Raw genomic sequence first — 26,512 nt, 5'->3', positions numbered from 1 at the left:
TTGCACATATTTAAATTAAGAATAATAATAAAATTGCTGAGAAGGGAGGTGAATGATGGAAATTGAAGAGTTTACACGGCATGTGGTCTTGAAAGCTCAACAAACGGGAACAAGTGATATCCATATTTTACCTGAAGATAATCAATACCAAATTTACTTTCGAATCGGTGGGAAAATGAGTTTCTGGAAGGCCGTACCAGAAGAAGAGGGTAAACGATTTATATCCTATTTTAAATATTTAGCAAATATGGATGTAGGGGAGAGAAGGAAACCACAAAGTGGAGCTGCTCAATTAATAATTGAAGGAAAGCCTACTGCACTGCGCTTTTCTACTATTACAAATTTTCGTGCTCAAGAATCTATGGTTATAAGAATTTTGAATCAATCGATGCATTTATCTTTGTTAAAAACAACTTATTTTAAAAAAGAAGTACAAATGATTGAACAGTTGGCTCAATTCAATAGTGGTTTACTTATTTTTTCAGGCCCTGTTGGATCAGGTAAAACGACAACAATGTACCAACTTGTCCGTGACAGCTACCTCATAAGTAAACAGCAGGTCATCACGGTAGAGGATCCAGTAGAAATTGAAGAACCATTATTTTTACAGACACAAGTTAACGAGAAAGCGGGTATTACTTATGAGACGCTATTAAAGTCTAGTCTACGTCATCATCCAGATATCATCATTATTGGTGAAATAAGAGATGAAGAAACGGCGAAAATGGTTATAAGAGGAGCATTAACCGGTCATTTGATTATTGCCAGTGTTCACGCAAAAAATACTGTTGGCGTTATCTCACGTTTACTAGAATTAGGGGTGACACAAGAACAGCTAAAACAAACCATACTTGGTGTTGTCTTTCAGAAGCTGATTCCAAGATATTGCCCTTTTTGTAAAGGAGACTGTGAACCCATATGTGTTCATATAAATTTATATGAAAAAAGAGCGATTTTATATGATGTTTTATCAAGAGAAGAACTTAAACAGTATCTTAATCAAACACAAACAGAAGAACAAATTCAAGAAAAACAAACCAGGTCTTTTAACTTATTGTTAAGAAAGGCGTATGCATATGGTTACATCAGTGAAAAGAATTTTATTAAATTCCAAGTCCCTTAAAAAAAAATCGCTATCTGTACAAGCTTCATTTCTAATTAAGCTTTCTGGATTAATGACAGAAGGATTTTCCTTAAAAGATGCATTGTTATTTTTAAAAATGATATTGCCAAAGGAAGCGCATTGGATTAAAGCTATTCTTGAAGAATTGGAGAATGGAGAACGCTTTGACCATAGTGTAAAAAAACAAGGATTCTCTGAACGAGTTTCTTCTCAAATTTATTTATCTTTTATCCACGGTAATCTGACAGAAGCCTTAGCAGCAAGCGGGAACTATTTAGAAGAAAAGGTGAAACAGCAAAGTCAGCTAATAAAATTATTGCAATATCCCTTATTTTTATTGCTTTTTATGATTGGTATCTTGATGGCGATCCGCTATACAATATTGCCTGATTTTGAACAGATGAATGCCACTAAAGGTTCAGTTGTAAATAGCATTGCAATTGGTTTTGTTTACTACTTTCCAGCTATGTTAGGTGTCGGTTCAGTGGTAGCTTTTTTGCTGATTTTAGTGACTCGTTATCAGTTAGGAAAGCTTACGGCTATTCAACGAACTGCTTTCTTTATGAAAATCCCAGTTATTTCAAATTTGTTAAGGTTATATTATACAAATTTATTCAGCTATGAATGGAGCCAATTGTTAAAAAGTGGTCATCAGATGAATAAAATTATTGAATTAATGCAATCAAAAGAAACTACACAACTCATGCAAGAAGTCGCGTGTAAGATGGAAAAAGAGCTGAGAACGGGACAGAACTTTAAAGAATCAATGAACAGTTTCGTTTTTTTCACTAATGAACTTGGATTCATTATTATGCATGGTGAAGCAACCGGTCGGTTAGGAACAGAACTAGCAGTTTATGCAAAAGATTGCCAATTGCGATTGACTCTTCAAATTCAAAAAATATTCAGTTGGATTCAACCTATCATATTTTTAGTTATTGCCTTTTTTATTATGTGTGTTTACCTAGCTTTGTTATTACCAACGTTCACAATGATGGAGGAAATTTTATGAAAAATAGAAAACCGTTGAATCAAAAAGGATTTACTTTAATTGAAATGGTAATGGTATTGTTCATTATTTCAGTATTGATGCTGCTCATTGTACCAAATGTCGTAAAACAAAAAGATTCAATTGATGCTCAAGGGACAGAAGCCTTGGTTACCGTTATTCAAACCCAAGTAGAACTTTACGAATTAGAGGGAGAAGACGGTGCGGTATCCTTAGATGCACTGCAACAACAAGGATATCTATCAGCAAAACAAGTCAAACAAGCCAGCGCTAAAGCCATTATTATTACGAATGGTATAGTGAGTTCGAGTCAAAATTAATGAAATCCTTAAACCAAAAAGGAATGCTACTTTTTGAAATGCTTCTTGTTTTGCTAATTGCCGCTGGTTTACTGCTTATTCCAACTATTTATACAAAACAAACTAAAATTACTTTAGAAAACCAGTTATTTATTGAAGAATTACAGAGTCATATGACAGCTATTCAAAATTATGCCATTTTATCTGGGAATGTAACTACAATGATTGTATCCTCTCAATACAAAACCATTCAATTTAAAGTTATTGATGATGAACAGAATGAATTAAACCAATTGATCTATCTACCAGAAATGATAAACACTCCAAATCGTAAGACCTATTATTTTAACGGCTACAGTGGAAATTTGCGTAATTTTGATACTTTAGTTTTTTTTATCAATAATAAAAGACATACTATGGCTTTTCAGTTAGGAAGTGGCAGGTATAATTGGGAATAACAAACTAAATCAAAAAGGGTATTTACTGATTGAAAGTTTAGTTGCATTTTCTATTTTAAGTTTATGTATGGCCATTTATATTCCTTTCATTGTAGGTATGCTAAAAAAAATTGATGCAGAGAAGACAGCCGTTGAAATGCATCGCATCCAGTACGAACAAGTACAGAAAATCGAACAGCATCAAATAATTGATAAGACTTGGAGAACGGGAGGAGAAGTTTTTACAATTGAAGAAACGACAATTACTGCTCAAAAAGGAGTACGTATAAAACATGGAGAAGAAGAAATTTTCATTGAAATCCTTTCTTTTCAAGCATCTAACCCTTGACCAAAATGGTTTTACATTGATAGAGGCTTTAGCAGCTTTATTTATTTTAGTTTTATGTATCTCTCTTTTAAACTTTGCAACGACACAATACAAAACAATACGCAAACAAACTTTTGAAGAGAGACAACTTGAATGGCATATGTTTTTGAACCAATTTGAGTATAATATAGAAGGTCTTGTTTTTGTGAAGGCTAAACCAAGTGAATTACAGTTTAAGTTATTGGATGAAGAAGGTCAGTTTAAGGAAATGATTTATTATGAAAGACACTTTGAAGTACTAAGACGCCGAACGGGGTCTGGAGGACATCAACCTATGCTAATGAAAGTAAAATCATTGAATTTTGTTCAAAATCATTCATTTATAGAGATTACAGTAACTTTTTTAAATCAAGAAACCTATCATGCACAGGTACCTATTGAGAATAATTTAGTAGGTGTTCAAGATGAATGAAAAGGGAGCCGTTCTACCTTCAGTGATGGTGTTCGTTTTGCTATTGAGTATCGTACTTTTAGGAACAAATAGAATTTTTGAAAATCAAATCAACCAATTAAGAATGACAAAACACTATTATAAAGTTGAAAGCATGCTAACCCTTTCTAGAATGGAATTAAAGAGACAATATGAATTAAATCAAGAAATAGAAAATGGCATGGTTATTTTTTCTGATGGAACAGTGACGATCCAAAAAACAAGCATAAATTCATTTACTTTAAATGGAACACTTAAAAATGTTTTTTCAAAACAGATAGAAATCCAATTAGAGCAAAAATCTACTGGAATTTTTGACAATAAGGAACTAACCGAAGAGGTGAAATCTTCTGTAGTAAAATAAAAGCAAGAAACGAGGAGTAACTTCACTGTTAGCTTAAGTGAGGTTATTTCTTTTTGTGGTTCTATTTGATATAATGTTTGAATAGAGGCGACTACTTAAAAAGATAGTACGATACATACAAAATAAGGAGTGATGAATAATGACTAGACTAACTAAATTACGTGAAGGAATGAAAAAAAAAGGTGTTGAGGCATTATTAGTAACGAGTCCTTATAATTTACGGTACATTTCAAACTTTACAGGTACAACGGGTTTAAGTGTCATCACAGCAGATGAAGCTTACTTTGTGACTGATTTTAGATATACTGAACAAGTGGCAGCACAAGCGGTAGGATTTGAAGTCATTACAAATGTAGGACCTATTTTTAATGAAGTGGCAAAATTAGTAGATAGAAAAAATATTCAAACTTTAGGTTTTGAACAAGATTTTGTCACATACAGTACCTTTGATTTATTAGAAGAAATTATTTCAAGTGAATTGATTCCAGTAAAAGGATTAATGGAAGAACTAAGAGAAGTTAAGGATGAAACGGAAATCAAGATCATCAAAAAAGCCTGTTCTATTTCTGATGCAGCATTTAAGTTTATCTTGGGAGAAATAAAGCCTGGTATGACAGAAATTGAAGTTGCTAATCTACTTGATTTCCATATGCGCGGTCTAGGAGCAACAGGGGTATCATTTGAAACAATCGTAGCCAGCGGAATTCGTTCGGCAATGCCTCATGGGGTAGCCAGTCATAAGAAAATCGAAACAGGAGATTTTGTCACAATTGACTTTGGCTGCTATTATGACGGCTATGTTTCTGATATGACGAGAACAGTTGCAGTGGGTGAACCTAGCGCAAAATTAAAAGAAATCTATGCGATTACGCTTGAAGCACAACTGAAAGTTATTGACGCAGCTAAACCAGGTATGTCTGGTGTCCAATTAGATGCCATTGCACGCGACCATATTGCAAGTCATGGTTATGGAGAGGCTTTTGGTCATTCTACTGGTCACGGGATTGGATTAGAGATTCATGAAGGACCAAATGTTTCCAAATTAGCGGAAAAATTATTTGTACCTGGAAATGTGATTACTAATGAACCAGGAATCTATCTTCCAGGCTTTGGTGGAGTGAGAATTGAAGATGATTTGGTCATTACTGAAAATGGAAATGAAGTTATTACCCATTCTCCAAAAGAACTAATCATATTGTAATAGTATTTATCTACAATTTATTAGGCAGAACACTGAAAAAATGATACACTTATACAGAAAAATAGGAACGGACTCATAGGAGGAAAATTAAATGATTTCAGTAAATGTCTTTAAAACAGGTGTAACAATCGAAGTAGATGGTGCAATTTGGCGTGTTATAGACTTTCAACATGTAAAACCAGGTAAAGGTGCTGCTTTCGTGCGTTCAAAACTTAAAAATTTGCGTTCTGGTGCCGTACAAGAAAAAACGTTCCGTGCAGGTGAAAAAGTTAAAAAAGCTCAAATCAATAATAATAAAATGCAATATTTATATGAAAGTGCTGGTTCATATGTTTTTATGGATAGTGAAACATATGAACAGATTGAAATGCCCGGTGAGTCTATTGCCGATGAATTAAAGTATTTGAAAGAAAATATGGAAGTTCATGTTTTAATGTATGATACAGAAGTGTTAGGCGTTGAATTACCAAATACAGTCCAATTACGTGTTGCTGAAACAGAACCCGGTATTCGTGGGGATACTTCCTCAGGTGGAACAAAACCGGCTACATTAGAAACAGGAGCAACTGTTAACGTTCCTTTCTTTGTAAATGTGGATGATATCTTAATTGTTAACACTCAAGACGGTTCTTACGTATCGCGTGCATAATCATTTGAATTTGAGTATAAAAGAAATGAATATAGGAGGTTTGACTTATGACTGAAGAATCAACTGTTGCGATACATGATACTAAAGGTACTCTTGGGGAAATAGAAGTAGCTCCTCAAGTAATTGAAGTAATTTCTGGTATTGCTGCAAATAAAGTAGACGGAGTCTATGCAATGCATGGGAAAATCTCTTCTGGTGTTTCTGAATTATTTGGTCGAGTAGACCATAAAAAAGGTGTTCATTTAACATCTGGTGAAGAGGGCCTAAAAGTAGATATTTACTGTTATTTTGTTTACGGTGTATCAGTACCAAAAGTTGCTTTAGAGATTCAAGAAAAAGTAAGAGAACAATTACTTCAAATGACTGACATCGAGTTAGCCGAAGTGAATGTTCATATTGTAGGAATTATCCCAGAAAAAACTGAATTACAAGAATTATTAGATCTTGATAAAGAAGAAGATGGTGACGAATAGTGAGCTTAACAAGACGCGATATTAGAGAAAAAGCGTTACAGTCTCTTTTTCAACTTGCCGTTAATGATGAATTGTCTAAAGATGAAGCTATGCAACAAGCTTTAACAAGTGCAAATGAATTAGTTGACGAAGTTGAAACAGTTTTGGTACCAAGTTATTTAGACTTACTTGTATCAGGTGTAATGGAAAAACAAGATGAAATAGATGAAAAAATTAAAGGTCATTTAGAAAACTGGTCATTAGATCGCCTTGCTAAAACGGATTTAATTATCATTCGAGTAGCCATTTTTGAGATGATGTACGTTTCAGATGTGCCTGACAGAGTTGCATTAAATGAAGCACTGGAAATTACTAAAAAGTACAGTGATGAAAAATCAAGAAAATTTGTTAACGGTGTTTTAGCAAACATAGTAAATGAAGACAGTAAAAACGAAGTTGAATAAGTTTTATTTTTAGAGTGTACATTTTTTGGTGTGGATGAAGAAATTCATTCATGCCTCTTTTTGTATAAAAAGAAGGCGCGTGATTTTAGTGTTGATTGATCAAGTAAATCAAATTATTTATTTAGAATAATAACGCCGTTCATTTCCAAAAGAATATGGTGGAACACTTGTACCAACAACGTTTGTTAAATGATCTATTTTTACTATTTTATAGATTAGTACTCATTTTTAGAAATAGCTACTATGAAAATTTGAGGGTATAACTGTTCGAATTCTTATGATAAGATAAGTATGATAAAATTATTTTACTTTAATTGAGACGAAAAAGGTGGGATTCGTATGAGTGCAATAATTATGAGCGGTAAATTGTTAGCCGATGAAATGACGATTGAGATGCAAGATAAGGTCAATAAACTTAAGAATGAAGGGATTATTCCTGGTTTAGTTGTATTATTAGTGGGAGAAGATCCTGCAAGTCAAATCTATGTTAAAAACAAAGAAAAGCGTGCGAAAAATTTAGGTTTTCATTCAATCGTAAAGCGTTATCCAACAAATATAACAGAAGAAGAATTAGTGAATGAAGTCAAACGATATAATGAGGATCCATCTTTTCATGGAATATTGGTTCAATTACCTTTGCCAAAGCAGATTGATTCAGATAAAATACTCAATACTATTGATTCTGTAAAGGATGTTGATGGCTTTCATCCTGTAAACATGGGGAAATTACTTATAGGACAACCAGATAAAATACCGTGTACGCCTTATGGTATTATGAAAATCTTGGAACGGTATCAGGTGGAAATCGAAGGAAAAACGGCAGTAGTCATAGGTCGCAGCAATATTGTTGGAAAACCAATGGCCCAACTTTTGTTGATGAAAAATGCAACGGTTACTGTAGCTCATTCTAAAACAAAAAATTTAGCTGAGTTGGCTCGTACGGCTGATATTTTAGTTGTCGCGATGGGCAGAGGACACTTTGTGACGAAGGAATTTATCAAACCAGGTGCCGCAGTTGTTGACGTAGGAATGAATCGTGATCAGAATGGGAAATTGATTGGTGATGTAAAAAGTGATGAAGTAGCTGAAGTGGCTGCCTATTTAACGCCAGTTCCTAAAGGAGTAGGCCCAATGACGATTACAATGCTCTTGTATCAAACGATTGAAAGTGCTAAAAAAATTGCTTCTAACTCACGAAAAAAAAGATAGTGTTTTCTTAATGAAGCAACGTTGCCAAAGGAGTGAATAAAGTGTCAGATGATTACTTAACGGTCACCGCATTGACTAGATACATTAAACGGAAATTTGAACGTGATCCTTATTTGGAAAGAATCTATTTGACAGGTGAAATTTCTAACTTTAGAAATAGACCAAATGCGCATCAATACTTCAGTTTAAAAGATGATCATGCAAAAATTTCTGCTATCATGTTTAAGCCGGCTTTTCAAAAACTTAAATTTACTCCTGAAGAAGGAATGAAGGTACTTGTTATTGGACGCATTTCTTTATATGAAGCCAGTGGAAATTATCAAATAACGATTGAACATATGGAACCTGATGGAGTTGGGGCTTTATACCAAGCTTTAGAAGAGATGAAGAAAAAACTGAAGAATGAAGGATTATTTGATGCTCCCAAACAATTGATTCCTACTTTTCCTAAAAGGATCGCGGTTGTTACGAGTCCCAGCGGTGCAGTTGTAAGAGACATTATGACTACAATCAAAAGACGTTTCCCAATTGTCCAATTAGTTATTTATCCTACTCTTGTCCAAGGGAATAAAGCGGCTGATGCAATTGTATCGAGTATCCGTATGGTAGAAGAAAAAGGCGATTTTGATACAATGATTATTGCCCGTGGTGGAGGTTCAATTGAAGATCTGTGGCCTTTTAATGAAGAGAAAGTTGCCCGAGCAATATTCGAAGCTCAAACACCAATCATTTCTTCGGTGGGACATGAAACAGATACGACTATTGCGGATTTAGTAGCAGATGTGCGAGCGGCAACTCCAACAGCAGCAGCTGAACTTGCCGTTCCGTTGTTGTCTGATGAGTTGATTAAAATTGATCAGTTGAAATTGCGCCTTGTTCAAAGCTATGCTCGCAAAGTAGAGGTTTTGAATCAACGGTTGAACAGTCATTTGGGTTCTTATATATTTAATCAACCGCAAAGATTGTATGAAGGATATGCTCAAAAATTAGATCTTTTATCTGAAAGGCTCATCCGAGCAATGGAAGAGAAAAATCAGCAATTAAAAAACGAACTAAACGTACAAATGTTGCAACTAAACGCACAAAATCCAACACAACTGGTGAAGCAAAAATTTAGTGATTTGAGTGTGATGAACAAACATTTAACTACGCAAATGGAATGGTATATGGAAAATCAAAACAAACGATTTCATTATGCTGTTCAATCACTAGATTATTTGAGCCCATTAAAAATCATGAACCGCGGCTACAGTTATGCGACAAAGGATGGAAAAGTGATTAAAGACAGCGCACAAGTTGAATTAGAGGATAAAATACACGTTCATTTGTACAAGGGAAACTTTGAAGCAAAAGTGATAAAGAAAGAAGAGGAATCTAAATGAGTACAGTAAAAAAAATGAAATTTGAAGAAGCCATGCAGCAGTTAGAAGAGATCGTAACGAATTTAGAGCGTGGAGATGTCCCCTTAGAAGAGGCATTAGACCAATTTCAAAAAGGCGTAAGTCTAAGTAAGTTCTGTAAAGAAACTTTGCAAAATGCAGAACAAACATTAACTAAAATAGTTGATGAAAATGGCAAAGAAAAATTATTTGAAGAAAATAGTGAAAAGGAATAGGAAGAAGGAAGAGGGTCGACTATGGATCTAAGTTCGTTTAAAGAAAAAGTAATGCCATCCTTTGAAAAAGAAATGTTAGAATATATAGGAAAAGATTCAACTAAGAAAGAAAAGCTACATGAAGCAATGTCCTACTCTTTGGCAGCAGGTGGAAAAAGAATTAGACCCTTACTCCTATTAGCAACGATCCAATCGCTAGGCGGTAATATAAAAGATGGCTTTGCTACAAGTGCGGCTTTAGAATTTATTCATACTTATTCTTTAATTCACGATGACTTGCCAGCTATGGATAATGATGATCTTCGCAGAGGAAAGCCAACCAACCATATTGTATACGGTGAAAATATTGCGATTTTAGCTGGAGATGCTTTGTTGACGCAAGCTTTTGAAATTATTGCTGAATCAAATATACCAGTAGAAAAGAAAATGAAAATCATTTTAGCATTAGCAAAATCAGCTGGTCCAGAAGGTATGATTTTAGGCCAAATGGCAGATATTCAAGGTGAGAAAAAAAAGCTAAACTTAAAAGAACTGCAACTTATTCATAAAAATAAAACGGGTGAATTACTAAAATTCCCAATACATGCGGCTTGTGTGATTGCTGATGCAATGCCAGAAATAGAAGAACAATTGATGGAGTTTGCTGAACACATCGGATTGGCTTATCAAATTCGGGATGACATTCTAGACATAATTGGCAATGTTGAAGAAATAGGCAAAAATACAGGAATGGATGAAGCCCATCATAAAAGCACGTATCCGGGTTTATTGACACTTGAAGGAGCTCGAAATGCTTTGGAGCAAGAGTTAACACTTGCAAAAGTAAATCTAAGAACGGCTGAAGATATTAGTAAAAAATCAGCGAAGCCGATTCAACTTAATTTATTAGTAGAAATTATCGATTTATTGGCAATTGATTAAAAAGATAGGAGCCATTATATGAAGAAAGAACGAGTAGATATTCTCCTAGTTGAACAAGGTTTTGCAGAATCGATAGAAAAAGCAAGAAGCATGATTATGGCTGGTCAAGTCTATACAGTTAAAGAAGAAAGAATTGACACTGCTGGAGAAAAAATTGCAATTGACACTCAACTCCAATTAAAAGGTAAGCATTCTCGTTACGTGAGCCGTGGAGGGTTTAAATTAGAAAAAGCTATGAAAGTATTCGATGTGGCTATTGCTGATAAAATTATGTTAGATATCGGCTCCTCTACTGGAGGATTTACAGATGCAGCTTTGCAACATGGAGCTAAAATGAGTTACGCTTTAGATGTTGGGACTAATCAGTTAGCATGGAAACTTCGTCAAGATCCAAGAGTCATAGTTATGGAACAAACAAATTTTAGGTATTGTAAGCCAGAAGATTTTTCAAAAGGCAGACCAAATTTATCATCAATTGATGTTTCATTTATTTCACTACGCCTTATTCTTCCAGTCTTGAAGAATATTATTGCTTCTGGTGGAGATGTTTTGGCTTTAATAAAGCCTCAATTTGAAGCTCATCGGGAAGATGTGGGTGAAAAAGGAATTGTCAGCGATAAACGGGTTCATGAACAAGTCCTGACAGACATGCTTTCATTTGTAATAAGTATTGGTTATGATGTATTGAACTTGACGTTTTCACCTATTACTGGTGGTGAAGGAAATATTGAATTTTTAGCTCATTTAAAATGGAATGACAAGATACAAGGTGAGTTAGCTCAAACTGTAGACATAGAGTCAGTTTTAGCAGAAGCTTATAGCACACTAAAAAAGCGAAAATGAATAAAATAACGAATGTACTGTTTGGAATCAGTATATTCGTATTTTATTTTAAAGTTTTAGTTTTTTTGTTTTTAAGTTCTTTTATTTTTTTCTTTTCTATCTGAAATAAGTACGCTATGATAGGAGTATTAAATGAATAATAGTAGTTATGAAAATGAGGTGGAAACATGAAAAAAAGAGATCGTCACCATTTATTGCAAGAGTTGATTAAAGAAAATGTTATTGAAAAACAAGAAGATTTTGTGCGTATATTAGAAGAAAAGGGTATCGAAGTCACACAAGCAACTATTTCACGTGATATTAAAGAATTGCAATTAGTAAAAGTACCCTCACAAACAGGAGGATACCGATATAGTTTGCCGCCTGATATTCAATACGATACATCAAAAAAATTGGAACGTTTATTTAAAGATGCTTTTGTTTCAGTGGATACGCAAGATTGTTTTCTACTCATTCGAACCATTCCTGGAAATGCTTTTGCGCTGGGTAGTTTAATTGACTCTTCAAATTTTGAGAGTGTTTTTGGAGCTATTTCAGGGGATGATACAGTACTTATTATTTGTCGATCACATGAAGAAGCGCTACAGTTAAAAAACCATTTCATACAATTAATTTAAGTGTTTAAGAAAGAAGTATTGGAGGTGATAAACAGTGCTTCAGGAATTAACAATCAAAGATTTTGCTATTATACAAAATTTAAATCTTAGTTTTAACAGCGGTATGACCGTTTTGACCGGAGAAACAGGAGCAGGAAAATCAATCATTATTGATGCTGTTGGATTGCTTGCAGGTGGAAGAGGATCTAGTGAATTTATCCGACATGGCGCAGCTAAGTGTGTATTAGAAGCTTTGTTTTCGTTAGACGGAAATTCGCTTACTTATGAATTACTAAAGGCTTATGATATTGACAGTGAGGAAGATAGCGTTATTATTCAACGTGATATTCATCGTAGCGGAAAGAATATCTGTCGTATCAATGGCCGTTTAGTGACTATAGCAACGCTGCGTTTAATTGGAGAATCAATTATTGATATCCATGGTCAAAATGAACACCAAGAGTTAATGAATCCGGAACGCCATTTAAGCATGTTGGATCATTTTGGTGATAAGGAACTAATCGCATTAAAAAAAGATTTTCAAGAAACATACATTCAATATAAAAAAGTAGAAAAAGCCTATGAAAAATGGCAAAACGGAGAGCAAGCATTAGCACAACGGTTAGATATGTTGCAGTATCAAACGAATGAAATTGAAATGGCAGAACTTCTTGATGGAGAAGAGGAAGAGTTGTTAGAAGAAAAGAATCTTCTATCTAATTATCAAAAAATTATGTCAGCCTTATCTTTGAGCTATGATGCACTGCAAGGAGATGAGGTAAACGGTATTGATTTAGTTGGAAATGCAATGACTGATATGAGTTCTTTGGAAACGATAGATGAAAAATATAAAACTTTATCAGAAGCTATTTCAAGTAGTTATTTCCAACTCCAAGAAGCAGCTAGTGATATTTTGCGGGAAATAGATCAAATGGCCTATGATGAAGACCGGTTAAATGATATTGAAAAAAGATTAGAAATCATAAAACAATTAAAACGAAAATATGGGGAATCTATTGCGGGAATAAAGGGTTATTACGAAAAAATTTCAGCTGAACTAGATCAAATAATGAATCGTGAAAATCATTTAACGAATATGACAAAAGAATTAGCTGTTTTATCAAAAAAACTAATAAATAAAGGCAGTCAACTATCTATAAAACGCAGAACAGTAGCCAAAGATATAGAACGATCTATTCATGAGCAATTACAAGAACTTTATATGGAAAAAGTTGTTTTTGAAGTTCAATTCTTTAAACCAATTAAAGAATTTTTGAGCGAAGAAGCGCGTGAATCAGGTTTTGACGTAATAGAGTTTTATATTGCTACAAACATGGGTGAACCGTTAAAACCTTTAGCTAAGGTAGCTTCTGGAGGAGAATTGTCTCGTATGATGTTAGCAATGAAGACCATATTTTCTAGATCTCAGGGGATCACGAGTATTATATTTGATGAGGTAGATACAGGTGTTAGCGGACGGGTCGCACAAGCTATTGCAAATAAAATTTATATGGTAGCTGTTCATTCTCAAGTTCTGTGTATTACTCACTTGCCTCAAGTAGCAGCGATGGCCGATAATCATCTTTATATTTCTAAGAGTGTTGAAAATGATCGAACAAAGACACATGTTAATGCCTTAGAAACTTCAGAGAAAATAGAAGAGATTGCGCGTATGTTAGCAGGAACTGAAATCACAAAGCTAACATTAGAACATGCAAAGGAATTAACCGTACTAGCTAAAATAGAAAGACAAAAACAAAAAAAATTTAGTTGAAATAAATATTCTTGCAATCAATCAGACTTTTAATCTGATTGATTGCAAGAATATTTTTCTTTAGAACTAGTAACAATTAACTTTACCAATGAATAGTATCAAGCAAATCCTCTAAAATATATTTTTCACTTTTGGTTAGGTTCCAAAAATCCAGTTCTTTTTTGATATCTGCTAGCAGAACAAATTCTCTAACAAAACTATTTAAACGTGCAGCAATAGTAGAATCGATATAATCAGAATAAGTGGGGAAAAGATTGGAGATAGCTGTATGAGCTTTTGGATAACGTTTCAAAAAATATTTTTGATGACGATCTTCCGCTTGATAAAAATGAGTATAAGGTTGGATTTCTGTTTGTATTTTTTTGTGATTCTTATTTTCCCAATTTTGTTTAACTTGGTGAGCTACCTTTTGCTGCTCGGCATCATGATAGAACAAAAGAGAAAGATATTGGCGTCCTTTATAGGTACGATCTTTGACAGCGTCATGACTGTCCCAGAATAAAGTCAAAATAGTTGGGTAACTAATAACCTCAGGATCAAAGTCAATTTCTAAAGTTTCCGTATGGTCTGCCATTAAATAATAGGTAGGATCAGTTGTTGTCCCACCAGCATAACCAACACGTGTATGAATTACGCCTGGGAGATGACCAAATAAACTATCTGGCCCCCAAAAGCAACCCATACTAAAGGTAGCTGTTTGAATACAAGTTGAGTGTCTATTTAAATTCATCTTTTATTAAACCTCCAATTTTTAAAATAAAAACCACAGAAAACGATTAGCAAAATCGTTTTCTGTGGTAAACTTTAATTCATAGTGATTAGTGTGTAAAGAACAGAAAGAAATCCTGAACCTAACATTGCAATGAGCATTATCCAGACAAACGCTTTTGTGAAGCGTTGTGTTTTAGAAACTCTTTTTTTATTTTTTGCCGCCAAGAGGTAATCCCTCACTTTCATAAACCTATTTCTTATAGTTTACAACAAAGATGCCAGCAGAATCAATAGACTATTAAAAATAATCTTTTTTTCTTAACATCCAAACCGTTACAGCACAGATAATAATGATGATCAAACAAATAATCCAAAAAACACCGGGTGTATCTTCTAGTGGTAAAGAGACATTCATTCCCCAGAGTGCTCCAACAATATTTGGAATAGTTAAGACAATGGTAATTGAAGTCAAAACCTTCATGATATTATTCAAATTATTTGAAATAACTGAAGAAAAAACAGTACTAATTTGCTTTAGTAATTTACTAGATTGTCTTATCATAGCTTCCGCTTGTTGATTTTCAATGACAACATCATGTAAAAAGGAAAGAATGTTTTTATCGGTATTAAAACGCTCAATATCTTTTAAACGTTTGAAAATCGGATGATTGCTTTCGATAGCAGTACTAAAATAGACTAAACTTTTTTGTAAGGACATTAAAACAAATAATTGACGGTTTTTTGAGGTCTTTGTAATAGTGTCTTCTAATTTTTCTATTTTAGCATTGATATCTTTTAAGTAAATAATGTAATTAGACGAAATGTGCCAAGCAATATCTAACAAAAAACGCTCTTGATTTGTACTAGATATTGGAAAATCCGGCTTATTCTCAATCATTTTTGAAATGAAATCAGGTGTATTAACAGCAGCAGTAATAACGGTTTTGGAGGTCATAATAACAGCTAAAGGTCTGGTAACATATTCACTATCGTTTGGGTTACCCGTTATTTTTAATGGATAAAGAAACATAGCCAATGAAGAACTTTTGCTTTCATCTAATTCTAAATTTTCATGTCTTGAAACCTCATCTGGGTCCAAAACACTAGAAAGGTAGTCTTTTGGAAACCCGAAATGGTTAACCACCCGATTAATTTCATCATCTGTTGGATCAGAAAGGTGAATCCACTCTACATGAGCAAAATCAGTATCTTGAATAATCTCTCCTTGATTTGTTGTGTAATAGGACTGGATCATAGCAAACGCTCCTTAAAATAGGATTAATAGAAAATGTAGTTAAGCAATAAAGTCTACTTTAACACCTATTTTACACTAATTAGGAATAAAATAGGTGAAAAGGAATATTAAATACAGGTAAAATCGGTATAGTTTAATTAGAAAGCAGATAAAATAATTCTTAAAGTAGTCAGTTTAAATGAAACAACTTTTAATTTCTTCCTTTTTTTGCTAGGATAGTAAAGAACAGAGAAATAGTGTTAAAATAAAATCAGTTTTTAAGTGAAGGGAGTTTAAATAAATATGAGTAAGCAAGAGATTGGTGTAGTTGGAATGGCTGTTATGGGGAAAAACTTAGCTTTAAATATTGAAAGCAGAGGGTATTCTGTATCAGTTTATAATCGAACAACTTCTAAAACAGAAGCAGTTGTTGCAGAGAATCCAGATAAAAAATTAGTATTGACTCGTACAGTTGAAGAATTTGTAGATTCACTTGAAAAACCAAGACGTATTTTATTAATGGTACAAGCTGGTAAGGGTACAGATGCAACGATTCAATCCTTATTGCCACATCTTGATAAAGGTGACATATTGATTGATGGCGGAAATACTTTCTTTAAAGATACAATTCGTCGTAGTGAAGAACTTGCTGAGTCAGGGGTAAACTTTATTGGAACAGGTGTTTCTGGTGGAGAAGAAGGAGCATTAAAAGGGCCGGCTATTATGCCTGGTGGACAAAAAGAAGCATACGATTTAGTTGCTCCAATTCTTGAACAAATTGCTGCTGTAGCTGATGAAGATGGCGAAGCATGTGTTACTTATATTGGACCAAATGGAGCAGGGCATTACGTTAAAATGGTTCACAATGGTATCGAATATGGAGACATGCAATTAATTGCTGAAGCTTACCACATGTTAACTAATGTTGCTGGACTATCTGTAGATGAAATAGCTGAAGTTTTTACCGAATGGAACAAAGGCGAATTAGATAGTTTCTTAATTGAACTTACAGCAACTGCTTTGACAAAAAAAGATCCTGAAACAGGTAAACCAATGGTGGATATTATTTTGGATCGTGCTGGAAATAAAGGAACTGGTAAATGGACATCACAAAGTGCACTAGATTTAGGTGTTCCGCTTCCAATGATTACAGAATCCGTTTTTGCGCGTTATATCTCAGCACTAAAAGAAGAACGAGTTGAGGCAAGCAAAATTTTACCAAAACCTGCTAGTTATAAAGTTGAAGGAGACAAAGCTGAATTAGTCGAAAAAATTAGACAAGCGTTGTACTTCAGTAAGATTATGAGCTATGCTCAAGGATTTGCACAAATGCGTACAGCTAGTGAAGAGTATGATTGGAATTTACAATATGGTGAAATAGCTAAAATATTCCGTGCTGGTTGCATCATTCGTGCTCGATTCTTACAAAAAATCACGGATGCTTACAATCATAAACCAGATCTTAAAAACTTAATGTTAGATGGTTACTTTATGGATATTGCTAAAAACTATCAAGATTCTGTTCGTGATGTTGTCGGGATCGCCGTTAAATCAGGCGTGCCTATTCCAACATTCTCTTCAGCAATCGCTTATTATGATTCTTATCGTACGGCTGATTTGCCAGCAAATATTATCCAAGCTCAACGGGATTATTTCGGTGCACATACTTACGAAAGAAAAGATAAAGCAGGAACATTCCATTTTGATTGGTATGGTGATGAAGGAGAAGAACAACTTTAATTATTGAGTTATCTCAAAAAAAGACGACAAAAAAGAGACTAAATTTTAATTTAGTCTCTTTTTTGGTTCTCTAACAGTGTATGTTAGTTGAAAATTGAAGGAATAAAGCAAAAAAATATTTAAATGGTTTGATAGTTCTTAAATATAGATTTCAAGGTCCTCACTTATTTTTAATTTATGGTAAAATGATAACGGACACATTAAAAATTGATTGTGAAAAACTATTTATCATGGTATCTTAATAAGAGCTAAATAGAAAAAAGTGATTTTAGAGGAGCAGGTGTGCAATAGCATGAATAAAATTTTAATTATTGAAGATGAAAAGAATCTGGCTCGATTTGTAGAACTTGAATTAAAACATGAGGGTTACGCAACAGAGGTTCGTTATGATGGTCGCAGCGGATTAGAAGCAGCGGTTGCAGAAGATGCACATTGGGATGTTATCTTATTAGACTTAATGTTACCAGAATTAAATGGAATAGATGTTTGCCGTCGTATCAGACTAGTTAGCAATGTACCTATTATTATGATGACTGCTAGAGACTCTGTTATTGATCGAGTATCTGGATTAGATCATGGTGCGGATGACTATATTGTTAAACCATTTGCAATTGAAGAATTATTAGCACGATTACGTGCCTTATTCCGTCGTATTGAGATTGAGAGTGAACAAAATATCACGAAACAAACAACCGTTACTTACCGAGATTTAAAGGTCGAAAAAGAAAACCGGGTTGTGCGCCGTGGAGATGAAGTCATCGAATTAACAAAACGTGAATATGAATTGTTATTAGAATTAATGGAAAACGTGAATGTTGTTTTAGCTCGTGATGTACTGTTAAATAAAGTATGGGGATACGAAACTGAAGTTGAAACGAATGTAGTAGATGTTTATATTCGTTACTTACGCAATAAAATTGATGTTCCTAACGTTGATAGCTACATCCAAACCGTTCGTGGTACAGGTTACGTGATGCGTTCGTGAAGTTCCCTTTTTATAACAAAAAAGATAGCAAAAAGAAAAGGAAACGGCTTTCGTTAAAATGGAAGTGGACAATTGGTGCTACACTAGCAATTTTCCTAACGTTTTCGGTTTTTTCTGTTGTTATTTTTGTAGGCTTTAGACAAATTATGTTTACACAAGAGGAAGAAAACTTCAGAGAGGTTTTATTCGGGGCTTCAAACCGGTTAGTTGATGAAAATAAATTAACCGATAGTGATTCCACTGCTTTATCAAAAGCAATTGTCTACTCCGCTTTTAACCCTTCTTACTTTCCAGATGCTATGGAATTAAGGGAAGAGTATGGTCAGGGAAATACAACCTTTGAAGATTCTGGAAATTACCAAGATACGCTATATGCAAAAATGAATGAAGAAGATGTAATCGTACGGGTCTACACTCCGACATCGCGCTTACTTTTCGAGTCAAAATTAGGGGACTTTTCTTTTGAAGAAAGTTCAGAACCGGTTATTAAGATGATTGAAATAGACGGTGAAGAAGGCTATTACGGGGTAATGCCTGTTATTTCTGATGAAACAAACCAAATTATTGGTTATGTACAGATTATAGATGGAATGGCCGATTATCATAACTTGATTGAAGTCACAATCATCAGTCTGATAGCAATGAGTTTTGCCGCACTTATTTTTAGTGGTATCTTGGGCTATTTATTGGCATATAATTTTTTGAAGCCAATAAAAAATATTACTAATACGATGAATGATCTTCGTAAAGATACGCAATCAACTTCTAGAATTGAAGTTGCTGAAGGAAATGATGAATTAGATCATCTCTCGATGGTGTTCAATGATATGTTGGATAAAATGCAAAAGTATATTGAGCAACAAAAACAATTTGTAGAGGATGTTTCTCACGAACTAAGAACTCCAGTCGCTGTTATGGAAGGACATTTGAAGTTGTTAAATCGATGGGGAAAGGAAGATCCTGAAATATTAGATGAATCACTAGCCGCTTCATTACAAGAAGTTATACGAATGAAAAGTTTGGTTCAGGAAATGCTTGATTTGTCTAGAGCTGAACAAGTAGAAATCCATTATAAAAGTGAAAAAACAGCCATAAAACAAGTTATTCAACAAACTTACAATAATTTTAGCCTGATTCATCCTGAATTTGTTTTTAATTTAGATGACGATATTTATGATGAAGTCTATGTTTCTATATACCGAAATCATTTTGAACAGATTCTAGTTATTTTGTTAGATAATGCAGTGAAATATTCTACTGATCGTAAGGAAGTTCATATTTCAGTTGCAACTAATGATGGAAAAGTTCAAATTGCTATTCAGGATTTTGGTGAAGGCATGACTCAAGAAGATTCAGAGAAAATATTTAATCGTTTTTATCGGATTGATAAAGCTCGCAGCCGACATAGAGGTGGAAATGGGCTTGGTTTATCAATAGCAAAAGAATTATTAAATGGATATAAGGGAAATATTACGGTTGAAAGTGTTTTAGATTATGGCACAATATTTAGAATATCATTACCTATATATAAGGAAGAATCATAAAAAAATTCTATATCAAATTAAAATGGGCGCTATAGACTGGACACTAAAAAAGTGTTCTCTATAGCGTCCATTTTAGATAATCGCTTGGATTAAATTTATCATTACTAAAAAATATAGTCAAAAAAAGTACCTACTCATTTGAGTAGGCACTTTTTTTAACGTTTATTTTGCTGTTTACCAGCATTTCTTCCATGAGTATTTTTATTATTAGAAGGTTGATTTAACTCTTTAGTTTTTTGTTCAACGGGCTCAGCTTGTTTAATCGTCCGTTTTGGTTTAACAGGACGTTTCTTAGCTTCTTCTTCTAACTGGGCTCTTATTCTTGGTTTAAAGATAAAATTGGTAATAAGTGTTTGGAATACCGCGAAAACCCCTCCGACAAACCAATATAATCCCAATCCAGCAGGAGAAGTAAATGAAACCATTAAAATCATTATTGGACTAACATACATCATTGTACGCATTTGTTTCTTTTGTTCATCTGGAAGGCCAATCATAGAAACATAAGATTGAACAAAATAAACTGCACCAGCTGCAATAGCAAGAGCGATATTTTGATCTCCTAAACTAAAACCTAAGAAAGTACTACTTCCAATTTCTTTCGATAAACTGATAGCTTGAAACATAGCAGTAAAAATCGGCATTTGGATCAATAATGGTAAACAGCCGATACCGCCTAGCATACTCATGTTATTATCTTTATATAAGCTCATGAGTTCTTGTTGTGCAGCAGCTTTTTCTTCAGCACTAACAGCAGCTTTTTGTTTCTTTTGAACCTCATCCATTTCTGGTTTGATCATAGCCATTTTTTCTTGTTGAATAATTGATTTTTTAGATTGACTTAAATTTAAAGGTAAAATAATTAGACGCACAGCTAATGTAATAGCTATAATGGACAGTCCATAACTACCTCCAAATAAATCAGCCAGTTGAATAATTACTCGTTGTGTTGGAACTACTAATAACTCATAAATTGTACCACTAGGATTACCATCAGAGTCACGACCCATACAACCTGACAAAAAAAACACGACACTTAAAAGTGTTCCCGATAGAAGTAATTTTTTGAAATTTTTCATTGTTCACAATCCTTCATTTTTATTAAATTAAGTAACATTACTTACTATACAGGATTGCTGTCTGGTTTTCAATTGCTTATTGTGAACTTATCTCTAATCTTTAAGGAAGGAAGTTCTTCAACTATTATAGAATCAACATTGCCACTTGGCGAAGGGGAATTTCTTATTTTTTCGATAAATAGGTCAATTTTTTCTGGAGCCCCGTTGGCTTCTATATAGACACTTCCATCAGATTCATTTCGAACAATACCATAAACACCTATCTGATCGGCCACTAATTTTGTTGAGAAACGAAAACCAACACCTTGCACCAATCCTGCTACACGAATAGAAACTTTTTTCATAGAAATCCCTCCATTATTGGTCTGATTTTTTGAAGACTCATCTGCTTTGTTTATTGGAAAAATAAATTGTTTGATTGTTCTAAAAAATGAAGTCATTATATCTCCTTCCTTTTCAAAAGAAATCGGTTGCTTATGTTAGTTTATTTTAACGATTCCTTTGAATTTGGTCAAATATTCTTTGTTCTGAATATAAAGGAATAGAAATCATTTTTGGGATTGTTGCATTGAGTATAGAGATAATTTACAATGAATGCACAGCAATTCATAGAAAAAATTGAAATGATAAGCTGTTTTAAGAAAGGAACAATCATGAAAACATTAATTATTGCCGAAAAACCAAGTGTAGGAAAAGAAATTGCACGAGTACTAGGAGCCACACAGAAAAGTAAAACGCATATTGAAGGAAAAGACGTTATCGTAACGTGGGCACTAGGTCATTTATTAGGGTTGAAAATGCCTGAAGAGTATAAAAAAGAATGGGCAACCTGGGATCTAAATACCTTGCCACTTATTCCAGAAAAAATGATGATTACACCATTGAAAAATACAAGAGGTCAATTAAAAGCAATCAAACAACTTGCTGAGCGAAAAGACATTGAATCAGCCGTCATTGCTACCGATGCTGGACGTGAGGGAGAACTAGTTGCACGTTGGATACTAGAGTATGTTCATTTTAATAAGCCAGTAAAAAGACTTTGGATCTCTTCACAAACGGATAAAGCAATCAAAGATGGTTTTAATCAGTTACAGCCTAGCAAAAAATACGACACACTATACGATTCTGCTATAGCACGCTCAGAAGCAGACTGGCTGATTGGCTTAAATGTCACAAGAGCATTGACCGTAAAATATCAAGATAATTTATCTGCTGGACGAGTTCAGACTCCGACGTTAGCTATGGTGCGTAAGCAAGAAGCGAAAATACACTCATTTGTTCCAGAAACTTTTTATACTATTCAATTGATTGTTAATGGAAAAAAAGCGTTGGTGCAATCGGGTGCGCCCCGTAAATATAATGAACGAAAAAAGGCGGAAGCCTTAGTAGCCTCATTAAAAAACCAGCCAGTGTCAGTTCTGGATATAAAAGAAAAGCAATCTGTTCAACAAGCTCCTTTGCCGTTTGATTTGACCGAACTTCAGCGCGAAGCAAACCAACGCTATCAATTTTCAGCAAAGAAAACACTTAGTTTGATGCAAACATTATATGAACGTCATAAGGTGCTGTCTTATCCAAGAACAGACTCAAAATATTTAACGCAAGACATGATGGGAACAATGAAAGAGAGAGTATTGGCTATTCAAAATTTTGCTCCTCAGGAAGTTAAAGAAATCTTGAAAAATGGAGCCAAAGTAACTCAAAAAGGTGTCTTTAATACTGCAAAAGTAACGGACCATCATGGAATTATTCCAACTGAAGAGCGTCCACGCCCAGAAAAAATGGAAGCCGATGAGTTGAAAATTTACCGTATGGTTGTTGAACGATTTGTAGGATTGTTTTTACCAGCCTATAAAGTATCTAAGACAACCGTCGTTTTTTCGACAGCTAACATCTTATTTGAACTGCAGCAAGAAGAAGTAATTGAAAAAGGGTGGAAAAAAGACGTACAAAAACAGTCTGAAAATGTTTATAAGTTGAATGAGCAAATAAACCATGCAACTTATAAAATAGAAAAACAACTGACAGAAGCTCCAGCTCGGTTATCTGAAGGGAATCTGCTTCAGAATATGGAGAAAAATGGATTAGGTACGCCTGCTACTCGTGCTGAAATCATTGAGAAACTCATTAAAAGCGACTTGATGGAACGGAATCAGAACAAGTTAAGTACTACACCTAAAGGTCAACAACTGCTAACATTAGTAAATCCAACATTAGTGACTCCAGAGCTCACAAGTAAATGGGAGAAGTCATTGGAAGAAATTGCAAAAGGTATGTTGGAAAAAGAGGAATTTTTAAAACAAATTAGAAAAGAAACAGCTCGTTTAGTATCAGAAATTAAAAAAAGTACAGAAACCTACAAGGATCATGCATTAACAACTAAAATATGTCCTGACTGCGGCGAATTATTGAAAGAACGAAGTGGTCGTGATGGGAAATTGCTTATTTGTAGCAGTTCAACTTGTTCGTATAAACGGAGAAAAGATCCGAAAGTTTCTAATCATCGATGTGCACAGTGTCACCGGAAAATGGAAATTCATGAAGGGAAAAGTGGGAATTATTTCAAGTGCAAATATTGTAATGTATCTGAAAAAATAGAAGGCAAGTCTAGTAAAAAACCTAGTAAACACGAAACGAATAAATTGATGCAAAAAATAAATAAACAAGAAGAAGCTGAAAGTCCATTAGCCTTAGCAATGAAGGCTGCAATGGAAAAAAAAGATAATTAAAGTTAAGAAGGGGTGGATCAGACAGTAACGATTGTCTATTTCATCCTTTTACTTTGTTCCGTTTAACGTAGATTTTGTGTATAATTAAAGAAAAACGGTGATATGACAAATAGTATTGATACTTCAAAATGAAATTTATTCCAGAATGGACGGGTTTTCTTGTGGAGCAATTGAATCGCCTGTATGCTATCAATAGCCTCATAAGGCTTCCTTTCTGGCTACAAGCAACCCGATTGCTCCAAAAAAATTTGGATAAGTAATTGAATTAAAATTATCAACACTAAAAATTATAGACCTAGAAAACTGTAAGGAGGGAAGAAAATTTTGGCAGTGAAAAAAAAGAGTAATGTATCTAAAAAAAACGCGAATAATCGTCTTTCTTTTGAAATTATTGGTTTTATTTTTATTATCTTAAGTATTTTTTCAGTCTCACAAACGGGTTTTGCGGGAATCTTTAGTGCAAATTTATTCCGTTTTTTTGTTGGAAATACCTTTATCATAGCAGCGATTTTAGTTGGGATATACGGGGGTTATCTAGTTTTCAAAGGTAAGGAGCCTCTTTTTAAAAATAAGCGGATTATAGGTTTTTCACTTATTTACAGTAGCTTATTATTAGTATTGCATGCCAATTTATTCGCACCTATTATCCATTCAGATATCAATGTTATTTCTGCTACTTTTCGTTTCTTTATAACAGATATGGCAAATAATGAAATTACACAGCCACTTGGTGGAGGAATGATTGGAGCAATTTTGTATGCGGGCAGTTACTTCCTGTTTTCACAATGGGGAACATATTTTATTGCAGGACTTAGTTGCTTTTTTGGAATATTTTTATTGTTTCAATTGTCGTTTAAATCTTTTTTGAGAAAAACTGGCAATTTAGTACTACTCATTTGGCAAAAATTAAAGGCAGTGATGAGTAATTTGAAAATTATTTTCCAACAAAAAATAAGCCATATAAAAAAATCATCTGAAGTAGCTGATACAAAAAAAGATGAGAAAGAAATAAAAGAAAAGAAAAATAAAATAAAAACATTATTAAAAGCAGATTCAAAGAACCAGTCAGTTGATGAAGGGAAAAATGAACAATTACAGTTAGAAATTGACAATTATCAAAGTAGAGTTGAAAAGCCTTTAATAGAGAAAACAGTAGAAGATGGTCTTGAAGATACTGAAGGAGGGACAATCGATTTTGAAATAGGAACTGAAAAAGAAAATAAAGACTATCAGTTACCACCTTCTCATTTGCTAAGCGAAATACCACAAAATGATCAAACCAACGAGTATGCTCTTATACAAAAAAATGTTCTAAAATTAGAAAAAACGTTTAAAAGTTTTGGCGTAGACGCAAAAGTTACTAAAGCAAGTTTAGGTCCTGCTGTCACAAAATATGAAGTCCAGCCTGCTAATGGAGTAAAAGTGAGTAAAATTGTCAGCCTTAGTGATGACATTGCATTAGCATTAGCAGCGAAAGATATTCGAATTGAAGCCCCTATTCCAGGGAAATCGTTTATCGGTATTGAAGTACCTAATAATGAAGTAAGCTTAGTTTCTTTTAGAGATGTTATTGAAGGTCAAATTCATAATAAAGAAAAAATGTTAGAAGTGCCGCTTGGAAGAGATATATCCGGTAATATCGCCATGGCTGATTTATCAAAAATGCCTCACTTGCTTGTTGCAGGGTCTACAGGTAGTGGGAAATCTGTTTGTATTAATGGGATTATTACTAGTTTGTTAATGAAAGCTAAACCAAATGAAGTGAAATTAATGATGATAGATCCTAAAATGGTAGAATTAAATGTTTATAATGGTATTCCACATTTATTGACACCGGTTGTGACCAATCCTAAAAAAGCAGCTCAGGCTCTACAAAAAGTAGTTACTGAAATGGAAAGAAGATATGAATTATTTGCTGCTAGTGGAATGCGTAACATTACTGGATACAATCAGCATTTAAAAAAACATAACGAAGAAAATGAAGAGAATTATCCAATATTACCTTTTATAGTTGTAATTGTCGATGAGTTGGCAGATTTAATGATGGTAGCTAGTAATGAAGTTGAAGATGCTATCATTCGCTTAGCTCAAATGGCTAGAGCAGCTGGTATTCATATGATCTTAGCCACTCAAAGACCCAGTGTAGATGTTATTACTGGAATTATTAAAGCTAATGTTCCTTCACGTATTGCTTTCGCTGTTTCCAGCGGTGTCGATTCTAGAACTATTATCGATGGTAGCGGAGCAGAAAAATTATTGGGTAGAGGAGATATGTTATTTTTACCAATGGGAGAAAATAAACCCGTTCGGGTCCAAGGTGCATTTATATCTGATGAAGAAGTTGAACATATCGTAACTTTTGTAACAGATCAACAAGGAGCAAACTATGTTGAAGAAATGATGCCTACAGAAGAAACTAAAGAGACACAAAGTGAAGTCCAAGATGACGTTTACGAGGATGCTGTGGCCCTTATTGTTGAGATGCAGACAGCTAGTATATCGTTATTGCAACGTCGCTTTAGAATTGGATATAACAGAGCTGCTCGTTTAATTGATGAAATGGAAATGCGAGGTATTGTTGGCCCTTCTGAGGGAAGTAAGCCTCGTAAGGTAAATGTTACTCAAGTTCCCGGTGATGACCATTTAGCAGACATAAAAGCAGAATAGTAGCAACGAAAGTATCCATTAAGTAATCCACTTCTTAATGGGTACTTTT

General features: G+C 34.0%; 28 protein-coding genes. 23 read left to right on the top strand and 5 right to left on the bottom strand.

Annotation, left to right across the window (positions count from 1 at the left end; translation table 11 throughout):
• Positions 1-52 precede the first annotated feature (52 nt).
• The 18 genes from comGA to recN all read left to right on the top strand — a co-directional run bounded on the left by comGA (position 53) and on the right by recN (position 13,774).
• A complete protein-coding gene (comGA, locus tag BP17_RS09755) occupies positions 53-1,123 on the top strand; it encodes a competence type IV pilus ATPase ComGA (RefSeq protein WP_332248694.1) in 1,071 nt (356 codons plus the stop codon).
• Positions 1,071-2,135 (top strand): competence type IV pilus assembly protein ComGB, encoded by a 1,065-nt coding sequence (gene comGB, locus BP17_RS09750; protein ID WP_332248693.1) that lies wholly within the window; start codon positions 1,071-1,073, stop codon positions 2,133-2,135. The genes comGA and comGB overlap by 53 nt, the downstream gene beginning before the upstream one ends.
• Positions 2,132-2,452 carry a competence type IV pilus major pilin ComGC gene (gene comGC, locus BP17_RS09745; protein WP_035053928.1) on the top strand — a complete coding sequence of 107 codons (321 nt, stop codon included), beginning with the start codon at positions 2,132-2,134 and terminating at the stop codon, positions 2,450-2,452. Before comGB ends, comGC begins: the two co-directional genes overlap by 4 nt.
• On the top strand, positions 2,452-2,889 hold the full coding sequence (gene comGD, locus BP17_RS09740) for a competence type IV pilus minor pilin ComGD (protein ID WP_035053926.1): 438 nt from the start codon (positions 2,452-2,454) through the stop codon (positions 2,887-2,889). The genes comGC and comGD overlap by 1 nt, the downstream gene beginning before the upstream one ends.
• Positions 2,867-3,217 (top strand): prepilin-type N-terminal cleavage/methylation domain-containing protein, encoded by a 351-nt coding sequence (locus BP17_RS09735; protein ID WP_035053924.1) that lies wholly within the window; start codon positions 2,867-2,869, stop codon positions 3,215-3,217. Before comGD ends, BP17_RS09735 begins: the two co-directional genes overlap by 23 nt.
• A complete protein-coding gene (gene comGF, locus BP17_RS09730; RefSeq protein WP_035053923.1) occupies positions 3,162-3,668 on the top strand; it encodes a competence type IV pilus minor pilin ComGF in 507 nt (168 codons plus the stop codon). The genes BP17_RS09735 and comGF overlap by 56 nt, the downstream gene beginning before the upstream one ends.
• Complete coding sequence (locus BP17_RS09725) at positions 3,661-4,050, top strand: hypothetical protein (RefSeq protein ID WP_035053920.1); 390 nt, start codon at positions 3,661-3,663, stop codon at positions 4,048-4,050. Before comGF ends, BP17_RS09725 begins: the two co-directional genes overlap by 8 nt.
• A 136-nt stretch (positions 4,051-4,186) precedes the next feature.
• Positions 4,187-5,251: a M24 family metallopeptidase gene (locus BP17_RS09720; RefSeq protein ID WP_269544566.1), complete on the top strand. Its 1,065-nt coding sequence runs from the start codon at positions 4,187-4,189 to the stop codon at positions 5,249-5,251.
• Between the two features lie 91 nt (positions 5,252-5,342).
• The gene (gene efp / locus BP17_RS09715) at positions 5,343-5,900 is read left to right on the top strand and encodes an elongation factor P (protein WP_035053916.1); all 558 of its coding nucleotides are present in this window, start codon (positions 5,343-5,345) and stop codon (positions 5,898-5,900) included.
• 47 nt (positions 5,901-5,947) lie between these two features.
• Complete coding sequence (locus tag BP17_RS09710; protein ID WP_035053915.1) at positions 5,948-6,373, top strand: Asp23/Gls24 family envelope stress response protein; 426 nt, start codon at positions 5,948-5,950, stop codon at positions 6,371-6,373.
• Complete coding sequence (nusB, locus tag BP17_RS09705) at positions 6,373-6,816, top strand: transcription antitermination factor NusB (protein WP_035053914.1); 444 nt, start codon at positions 6,373-6,375, stop codon at positions 6,814-6,816. Before BP17_RS09710 ends, nusB begins: the two co-directional genes overlap by 1 nt.
• 339 nt (positions 6,817-7,155) lie before the next feature.
• Entirely contained in the window at positions 7,156-8,025 is an 870-nt protein-coding gene (locus BP17_RS09700) for a bifunctional methylenetetrahydrofolate dehydrogenase/methenyltetrahydrofolate cyclohydrolase (protein ID WP_035053913.1), read from the top strand.
• Positions 8,026-8,066: 41 nt separating this feature from the next.
• A complete protein-coding gene (xseA, locus tag BP17_RS09695; RefSeq protein ID WP_035053912.1) occupies positions 8,067-9,407 on the top strand; it encodes an exodeoxyribonuclease VII large subunit in 1,341 nt (446 codons plus the stop codon).
• Positions 9,404-9,640: an exodeoxyribonuclease VII small subunit gene (locus BP17_RS09690; RefSeq protein WP_035053910.1), complete on the top strand. Its 237-nt coding sequence runs from the start codon at positions 9,404-9,406 to the stop codon at positions 9,638-9,640. Before xseA ends, BP17_RS09690 begins: the two co-directional genes overlap by 4 nt.
• 21 nt (positions 9,641-9,661) lie before the next feature.
• On the top strand, positions 9,662-10,561 hold the full coding sequence (locus BP17_RS09685) for a polyprenyl synthetase family protein (RefSeq protein ID WP_035053908.1): 900 nt from the start codon (positions 9,662-9,664) through the stop codon (positions 10,559-10,561).
• Between the two features lie 18 nt (positions 10,562-10,579).
• Positions 10,580-11,404, top strand: coding sequence for a TlyA family RNA methyltransferase (locus BP17_RS09680; protein WP_035053905.1), 825 nt, complete (start codon positions 10,580-10,582; stop codon positions 11,402-11,404).
• A 167-nt stretch (positions 11,405-11,571) separates the two neighbouring features.
• Positions 11,572-12,021, top strand: coding sequence for an arginine repressor (gene argR / locus BP17_RS09675; RefSeq protein ID WP_035053903.1), 450 nt, complete (start codon positions 11,572-11,574; stop codon positions 12,019-12,021).
• Between the two features lie 34 nt (positions 12,022-12,055).
• Positions 12,056-13,774 carry a DNA repair protein RecN gene (recN, locus tag BP17_RS09670; protein WP_035053901.1) on the top strand — a complete coding sequence of 573 codons (1,719 nt, stop codon included), beginning with the start codon at positions 12,056-12,058 and terminating at the stop codon, positions 13,772-13,774.
• An 82-nt stretch (positions 13,775-13,856) separates the two neighbouring features.
• On the opposite strand, the gene msrA is transcribed toward recN, so the two are convergent.
• The 3 genes from msrA to BP17_RS09660 form a co-directional block, all read right to left on the bottom strand.
• Positions 13,857-14,504 (bottom strand): peptide-methionine (S)-S-oxide reductase MsrA, encoded by a 648-nt coding sequence (msrA, locus tag BP17_RS09665; protein ID WP_035053899.1) that lies wholly within the window; start codon positions 14,502-14,504, stop codon positions 13,857-13,859.
• A 74-nt stretch (positions 14,505-14,578) separates the two neighbouring features.
• Entirely contained in the window at positions 14,579-14,731 is a 153-nt protein-coding gene (locus tag BP17_RS13295) for a DUF4044 domain-containing protein (protein WP_156956027.1), read from the bottom strand.
• Between the two features lie 52 nt (positions 14,732-14,783).
• Complete coding sequence (locus BP17_RS09660) at positions 14,784-15,740, bottom strand: magnesium transporter CorA family protein (protein WP_035053897.1); 957 nt, start codon at positions 15,738-15,740, stop codon at positions 14,784-14,786.
• 282 nt (positions 15,741-16,022) lie between these two features.
• On the opposite strand from BP17_RS09660, the gene gndA reads away from it, so the two are divergent.
• The 3 genes from gndA (at position 16,023) to BP17_RS09645 (ending at position 19,988) form a co-directional block, all read left to right on the top strand.
• Entirely contained in the window at positions 16,023-17,459 is a 1,437-nt protein-coding gene (gndA, locus tag BP17_RS09655; RefSeq protein WP_035053895.1) for an NADP-dependent phosphogluconate dehydrogenase, read from the top strand.
• A gap of 292 nt (positions 17,460-17,751) precedes the next feature.
• Positions 17,752-18,444 (top strand): response regulator transcription factor, encoded by a 693-nt coding sequence (locus BP17_RS09650; RefSeq protein WP_035053893.1) that lies wholly within the window; start codon positions 17,752-17,754, stop codon positions 18,442-18,444.
• A 146-nt stretch (positions 18,445-18,590) separates the two neighbouring features.
• Positions 18,591-19,988, top strand: a complete 1,398-nt coding sequence (locus BP17_RS09645; protein WP_051910575.1) for a sensor histidine kinase — start codon at positions 18,591-18,593, stop codon at positions 19,986-19,988.
• Between the two features lie 155 nt (positions 19,989-20,143).
• Here the strand turns inward: BP17_RS09645 and yidC are convergent, their stop codons facing one another.
• Together yidC and BP17_RS09635 are read right to left on the bottom strand one after the other, a co-directional pair.
• Positions 20,144-21,067 (bottom strand): membrane protein insertase YidC, encoded by a 924-nt coding sequence (yidC, locus tag BP17_RS09640; RefSeq protein ID WP_156956026.1) that lies wholly within the window; start codon positions 21,065-21,067, stop codon positions 20,144-20,146.
• A gap of 68 nt (positions 21,068-21,135) precedes the next feature.
• Positions 21,136-21,507: an acylphosphatase gene (locus tag BP17_RS09635; protein WP_198022530.1), complete on the bottom strand. Its 372-nt coding sequence runs from the start codon at positions 21,505-21,507 to the stop codon at positions 21,136-21,138.
• 213 nt (positions 21,508-21,720) lie between these two features.
• Between BP17_RS09635 and BP17_RS09630 the strand changes: the two genes are divergently transcribed.
• Together BP17_RS09630 and BP17_RS09625 are read left to right on the top strand one after the other, a co-directional pair.
• Positions 21,721-23,796, top strand: coding sequence for a DNA topoisomerase 3 (locus BP17_RS09630; RefSeq protein ID WP_035055399.1), 2,076 nt, complete (start codon positions 21,721-21,723; stop codon positions 23,794-23,796).
• A gap of 324 nt (positions 23,797-24,120) precedes the next feature.
• Complete coding sequence (locus tag BP17_RS09625; protein ID WP_035053891.1) at positions 24,121-26,463, top strand: FtsK/SpoIIIE family DNA translocase; 2,343 nt, start codon at positions 24,121-24,123, stop codon at positions 26,461-26,463.
• The last annotated feature ends 49 nt before the right edge of the window (positions 26,464-26,512 follow it).

Origin of the sequence: Carnobacterium pleistocenium FTR1 (assembly GCF_000744285.1) — a bacterium.
GTDB classification, from domain to species: domain Bacteria; phylum Bacillota; class Bacilli; order Lactobacillales; family Carnobacteriaceae; genus Carnobacterium_B; species Carnobacterium_B pleistocenium.
Note: the sequence above shows the minus strand (reverse complement) of the source record. Positions and strands in the feature narration are given on the sequence as shown.

Excerpts from the sequence above, each read along its gene's own strand:
- BP17_RS09700 (WP_035053913.1), top strand. The coding sequence starts at position 7,156 with ATGAGTGCAATAATTATGAGCGGTAAATTGTTAGCCGATGAAATGACG.
- comGD (WP_035053926.1), top strand. The coding sequence starts at position 2,452 with ATGAAATCCTTAAACCAAAAAGGAATGCTACTTTTTGAAATGCTTCTT.
- BP17_RS13295 (WP_156956027.1), bottom strand. The coding sequence starts at position 14,731 with ATGAAAGTGAGGGATTACCTCTTGGCGGCAAAAAATAAAAAAAGAGTT.
- BP17_RS09635 (WP_198022530.1), bottom strand. The coding sequence starts at position 21,507 with ATGACTTCATTTTTTAGAACAATCAAACAATTTATTTTTCCAATAAAC.
- efp (WP_035053916.1), top strand. The coding sequence starts at position 5,343 with ATGATTTCAGTAAATGTCTTTAAAACAGGTGTAACAATCGAAGTAGAT.
- BP17_RS09650 (WP_035053893.1), top strand. The coding sequence starts at position 17,752 with ATGAATAAAATTTTAATTATTGAAGATGAAAAGAATCTGGCTCGATTT.
- BP17_RS09685 (WP_035053908.1), top strand. The coding sequence starts at position 9,662 with ATGGATCTAAGTTCGTTTAAAGAAAAAGTAATGCCATCCTTTGAAAAA.
- comGB (WP_332248693.1), top strand. The coding sequence starts at position 1,071 with ATGCATATGGTTACATCAGTGAAAAGAATTTTATTAAATTCCAAGTCC.
- argR (WP_035053903.1), top strand. The coding sequence starts at position 11,572 with ATGAAAAAAAGAGATCGTCACCATTTATTGCAAGAGTTGATTAAAGAA.
- BP17_RS09680 (WP_035053905.1), top strand. The coding sequence starts at position 10,580 with ATGAAGAAAGAACGAGTAGATATTCTCCTAGTTGAACAAGGTTTTGCA.
- comGA (WP_332248694.1), top strand. The coding sequence starts at position 53 with ATGATGGAAATTGAAGAGTTTACACGGCATGTGGTCTTGAAAGCTCAA.
- BP17_RS09630 (WP_035055399.1), top strand. The coding sequence starts at position 21,721 with ATGAAAACATTAATTATTGCCGAAAAACCAAGTGTAGGAAAAGAAATT.
- BP17_RS09660 (WP_035053897.1), bottom strand. The coding sequence starts at position 15,740 with ATGATCCAGTCCTATTACACAACAAATCAAGGAGAGATTATTCAAGAT.
- BP17_RS09645 (WP_051910575.1), top strand. The coding sequence starts at position 18,591 with ATGTTTACACAAGAGGAAGAAAACTTCAGAGAGGTTTTATTCGGGGCT.
- BP17_RS09710 (WP_035053915.1), top strand. The coding sequence starts at position 5,948 with ATGACTGAAGAATCAACTGTTGCGATACATGATACTAAAGGTACTCTT.
- comGC (WP_035053928.1), top strand. The coding sequence starts at position 2,132 with ATGAAAAATAGAAAACCGTTGAATCAAAAAGGATTTACTTTAATTGAA.
- yidC (WP_156956026.1), bottom strand. The coding sequence starts at position 21,067 with ATGAAAAATTTCAAAAAATTACTTCTATCGGGAACACTTTTAAGTGTC.
- comGF (WP_035053923.1), top strand. The coding sequence starts at position 3,162 with ATGGAGAAGAAGAAATTTTCATTGAAATCCTTTCTTTTCAAGCATCTA.
- BP17_RS09690 (WP_035053910.1), top strand. The coding sequence starts at position 9,404 with ATGAGTACAGTAAAAAAAATGAAATTTGAAGAAGCCATGCAGCAGTTA.
- BP17_RS09725 (WP_035053920.1), top strand. The coding sequence starts at position 3,661 with ATGAATGAAAAGGGAGCCGTTCTACCTTCAGTGATGGTGTTCGTTTTG.
- gndA (WP_035053895.1), top strand. The coding sequence starts at position 16,023 with ATGAGTAAGCAAGAGATTGGTGTAGTTGGAATGGCTGTTATGGGGAAA.
- msrA (WP_035053899.1), bottom strand. The coding sequence starts at position 14,504 with ATGAATTTAAATAGACACTCAACTTGTATTCAAACAGCTACCTTTAGT.